General features: G+C 50.0%; 1 protein-coding gene. It reads right to left on the bottom strand.

The window, feature by feature from the left end:
- The coding region (locus tag ABHV44_RS16230; RefSeq protein WP_459075763.1) for a hypothetical protein at positions 1-434 on the bottom strand (434 nt) is incomplete at both ends.

Genomic DNA, 434 nt, shown 5'->3' on the forward strand with positions numbered 1-434 from the left:
CCGAGTGCATTTCCGTTGCAGTCTTCCAAAACGGTGTAGAAAGTGATTCCTTCGTTGTCGATGAACTGCTGTGTCACAGCCGGACCAAAGTCGATCGTCCAGGTCTGATTGGCGTCATCGTAAATAACGCTGACACCAGCATTGGCAAAATCTGTGGCTGCCTGTGCACTTCCGTAAGGATCACCTGCATCGGCATAAACCGTAAACTCCGGCAAGCTGTTTTGAAGGGAATGATCCACTTCAAGTGAGAATAGGTTATCGTCTGAGGCATCTACTGTCCACACGAAGTTTCCTCCGTTGAGGCATTCGCCTACTGCTGAAGCTGATACGTTTTCGAGTACCGGAGCTTCATCGTCAAGGTCGTAGACAAACGTGTTGTCCGGTCCTGTTGGGCTCATTGAGCCGAGTGCATTTCCGTTGCAGTCTTCCAAAAC

It is taken from the genome of Halocola ammonii, assembly GCF_049334165.1.
In the GTDB taxonomy this organism is placed as follows: domain Bacteria; phylum Bacteroidota; class Bacteroidia; order Flavobacteriales_D; family Sanyastnellaceae; genus JBEGHD01.